The organism is Sphingomonas bacterium (genome assembly GCF_903644135.1).
Lineage (GTDB): Bacteria > Pseudomonadota > Alphaproteobacteria > Sphingomonadales > Sphingomonadaceae > Sphingomonas.
Window position 1 is genome coordinate 1 of the sequence record NZ_CAHJXA010000306.1, and the last position, 3,428, is coordinate 3,428.

The 3,428-nt window shown below is 71.3% G+C and carries 4 protein-coding genes; 2 read left to right on the forward strand and 2 right to left on the reverse strand.

What is annotated here, in order from left to right:
• Positions 1-112: 112 nt before the first annotated feature.
• Positions 113-1,234, reverse strand: a complete 1,122-nt coding sequence (locus HUU96_RS13440) for a glycosyltransferase (RefSeq protein WP_174293263.1) — start codon at positions 1,232-1,234, stop codon at positions 113-115.
• 124 nt (positions 1,235-1,358) lie between these two features.
• On the opposite strand from HUU96_RS13440, the gene HUU96_RS13445 reads away from it, so the two are divergent.
• Both HUU96_RS13445 and HUU96_RS13450 read left to right on the forward strand, forming a co-directional pair.
• Complete coding sequence (locus HUU96_RS13445) at positions 1,359-2,531, forward strand: acyltransferase family protein (RefSeq protein WP_174293264.1); 1,173 nt, start codon at positions 1,359-1,361, stop codon at positions 2,529-2,531.
• Position 2,532: 1 nt separating this feature from the next.
• Entirely contained in the window at positions 2,533-3,225 is a 693-nt protein-coding gene (locus HUU96_RS13450; RefSeq protein WP_174293265.1) for a hypothetical protein, read from the forward strand.
• On the opposite strand, the gene HUU96_RS13455 is transcribed toward HUU96_RS13450, so the two are convergent.
• The coding region (locus tag HUU96_RS13455) for a hypothetical protein (RefSeq protein WP_217430331.1) at positions 3,212-3,428 on the reverse strand (217 nt) is incomplete at its 5' end. The two genes, HUU96_RS13450 and HUU96_RS13455, sit on opposite strands and share 14 nt — an antisense overlap.

The following is a 3,428-nucleotide window of genomic DNA, read 5'->3' on the forward strand; positions in this document are numbered from 1 at the left end:
CTCGACGCCGGCCGCCCGCAGCGCGCGATAGCTGTCGAGCGCCGCATGGCCTGCGCCGCCGCTGGCCGGGCCTTCCCCGCCGATATAGTCCGACAGGACGATCGCCCGGCCGTTACGCATAGGCGGTACGGACGCTGCCCGACGTGGCCGGTGCGGCCGGGGTGACCAGCTCGGCATAAAGGGCCGCCAGTTCGGCGTTCATCCGGTCGGCGGTGAACATCGCTTCGTAGCGCGCGCGCCCGGCCGTCCCCATCGCCCGCCAGCCCTCGCGGTCGTGGCGGGCGAGGACGGTCATCAGCCGTTCCGGATTGTCGGGCTCGACCAGATAGCCGGTTTCGCCGTCGGCGACGATCTCGCGCAGGCCGCCGACCGCGGAGGCGACCACCGCGCAGCCGCCGCGCATCGCCTCCAGCGCGACCAGCCCGAACCCTTCCCAGCGCGAGGGCACCACCACCACGTCCGCCGCCGCAATCTCGGTCGAGACCTCGGCTAGCGAGCGCCAGCCGAGATAGTCGACATGGGCACGATGCGGGCGCGGGATCGCGGCGGGCCCGGCGATGGCCTTGCCGATGACGCGCAGCGACACGCGGTCCTCGATCGGTGCGGCGGCGTCGAGCAGCGTGTCGAAGCCCTTCTGCGCGTCGAGCCGGCCGACGAACAGCACCCGGGTCCGCTCGCCGTCCCAGCGGGCGGGTCGCGCCGGCGGCAGGTCGGCGATGCCGTTAAGAACAAGCGCCAGCCGCTCGGAGGCGATGCCGATGCGCAGGGCCTCGGCCCGCTCATGCTCGGAGATCATGACGATGCGATCGGCGGCGGGGGCCAGGCTGCGCTCGATCCGTTCGATGATCCGCCGCTTCACCGCCGAGGATCGCCGATCGAACGCCCAGCCATGCGGGCAATAGACGATCCGGAACGGCGGCTTCGTCCAGCCGTAGAGAAGCCGCAGGACCACCCCCGCGATGCTCGAATGAGCGTGCACCACCGCCGGGCGGAACTGCGCGATCTCGCGGCGGATCGCGATGGCCAGCGCCGCCACGCCGACCGGCGATCGCTCGCGGCGGCGAAACGTCCTCAACAGCTGGCGATCAACGCCGCTGATATGGCCGGCATGTTGCGCGGGAACGAGCGCACGCACGCTGTCCTGGCCATAGCGGCGTGCCTGGTCGGGCAGGATCTCCGCCAGATAGGTGCCGACGCCGCCCTTGGCGGACTCCGCCACATGGAGAATACGCATGTCTTCGGGTTCCTGCGGGTGGACGTTGACGCGGCAGCCCACCGTCTCGGGGTAATGCCGGGCGGCTCGGCTGCTTGCGTCAATTGACGCATCGGTCCTGCGACGCCTGTGGTCGGAAGAGGGTATGGACCAGCAGGACCGCCTCGCCGCGAGGGTGCACCCGGCAGGGGCGGTGGTGCCGTCGCCGACCGCGACCCTGTGGACGGTCCAGGTCCTGCGCGGGGTCGCGGCGCTGATGGTAGTGATCGGCCATAGCCAGAGCGCGGTGGCGGCCGTCGTCGTCGCGAACGGCGGCGTGTTCGCGCGGTCGACCCTGGTGCCCTGGGGTGCGGGCGTAGACCTGTTCTTCGTCATCTCGGGCTTCATCATGGTGCACGCGTCGGCGCGGCTGTTCGGCCGGGCTGGCGCGCGCGCGGAGTTCCTCCGGCGGCGGCTGGTCCGGATCGTGCCGCTATACTGGGCGGTCACGACGATGTTCCTGGCGCTGCTAGCGCTGGCGACGATGAAGGGGGGCGACCGTTTTCCGTCAGCGGGCGCGGTCCTGGCGTCCTACCTGTTCATCCCGGTCGACACCTATGGCGACGGACGGCTGTTCCCGGTGCTCGACCTGGGGTGGACCCTCAATTACGAGATGTTCTTCTACGCGATACTCGCGCTGGTCATCGGCTGGCGGAGGAAAGCGGCCTTGACGGCGATCGGCCTGTTGCTGGCGGCGTGCGTCGGGCTCGGGCTGGGGATGAGCGGCGCGTCACCGGCATGGTTCTGGACGCGGCCGATCATCCTCGACTTCGGCCTGGGCGTGGCAGTCGGCGCGCTGGTGGCGCAGGGGACGATCCTCCCCATACCGATCCGCGCGCTCCTGGCGGTGTTGGGGGTCGGCGTGCTGCTCGCCGATCCTACCCACCTCTTCAACGGCGCGACCGGGATGACGGTGGCCAATGCCTGGCCGCGCGTCGTCTGGGCGGGGCTGCCGATCGCGGCGGTGCTGGCGGCGGCGGTGCTGGGCGGCGAGCCGCGGCTGCCGCGCGTTGGCCTGCCGTTCACGCGGATCGGCGACGCGTCCTACTCGCTCTACCTGTTCCATCCCGTCGCGCTGATCGCGATGGAGAAGCTTGCGCAGAAGCTGCCGGCGGTGCGCGGGACACCGGGCTGGCTGCTGGTCCTCGTAACGGTGGCGGCGGCGCTGGCGATCGCGCTGGCAGCCTATCGCTGGATCGAGCGGCCGATGACAATGGGGTTCGCCCGGCTGCTCGCCACCCGGCCGTCGCCGCCGCAGTCCGTCGCGGCGGCGCGCTGAGATGCCGAGCCTGCGCCACCTCCGCCGCCTGACCCGCCGGCCCGATCCGTTCGCGATCGAGCCGGCGCTGGAGGTCATCTACCGCGACCTCTTCCTGCGCGAACTGGCGCGGCTCGGCGAGGAGGACCGTTTCTTCCCGACCGGTGGGGCCGCCAATTACAGCCTGCTGTACCTCATCCTGCGGATCGGGGTCGAGCTCCGCCCCGCCTCCGTGCTCGATATCGGTGCGGGCCAGAGCAGCCTGCTCTGGTCTATGCTGCAACGGCGGCAGCTGGTCGGCGACGTGTTGACCCTTGAGCACGACGCCGACTGGGGCGCGCGGATCGGTGCCCAGGTCGGGCACGAGTTGATGGTGACGCCGTTGCGACAGGTGACGATCGATGGTCGCATGGCGATGACCTATGACTGGCAGGCGGCAAAGACCGGCCGCACCTTCGACGTCGTCGTCTGCGACGGACCGGTCGGGACGGCGCGCCACTCGCGTCGCGGCATCCTCGCGATGCTCGACGATCCGCCCGCCGACTTCGCGTTGATCCTCGACGATGCCGAGCGCGCCGGCGAGCAGGACACGGTCACGGCGGTGCACGATCGGCTGCAAGCGGCGGGCGTCGACTACCGCGTCGGCATCGTCCGCGCCGCCAAGACGCAGGCGGTGTTCGCGACCGGCCGCTTCGTGCCCGCTACGTACCTGTAGCCGGCACCGATACCGGCCCGCGATCGAGCAGCACCGCCAGGGTGCGGCGGACATGGCCGTGCGAAGCGGCGTAGCAGCCGAGCACGACGGCAGCGTAGAGCATGGTCGTGCCCACCCAGGTCGGCCAGCTCGCCGGCTGCGCGCCGCTCGTCGCGACCACCGCGAGCACGCCGATCCCCGCCGCCAGCAGCGCCGGTGCCAGC

Excerpts from the sequence above, each read along its gene's own strand:
- HUU96_RS13445 (WP_174293264.1), top strand. The coding sequence starts at position 1,359 with ATGGACCAGCAGGACCGCCTCGCCGCGAGGGTGCACCCGGCAGGGGCG.
- HUU96_RS13450 (WP_174293265.1), top strand. The coding sequence starts at position 2,533 with ATGCCGAGCCTGCGCCACCTCCGCCGCCTGACCCGCCGGCCCGATCCG.
- HUU96_RS13440 (WP_174293263.1), bottom strand. The coding sequence starts at position 1,234 with ATGCGTATTCTCCATGTGGCGGAGTCCGCCAAGGGCGGCGTCGGCACC.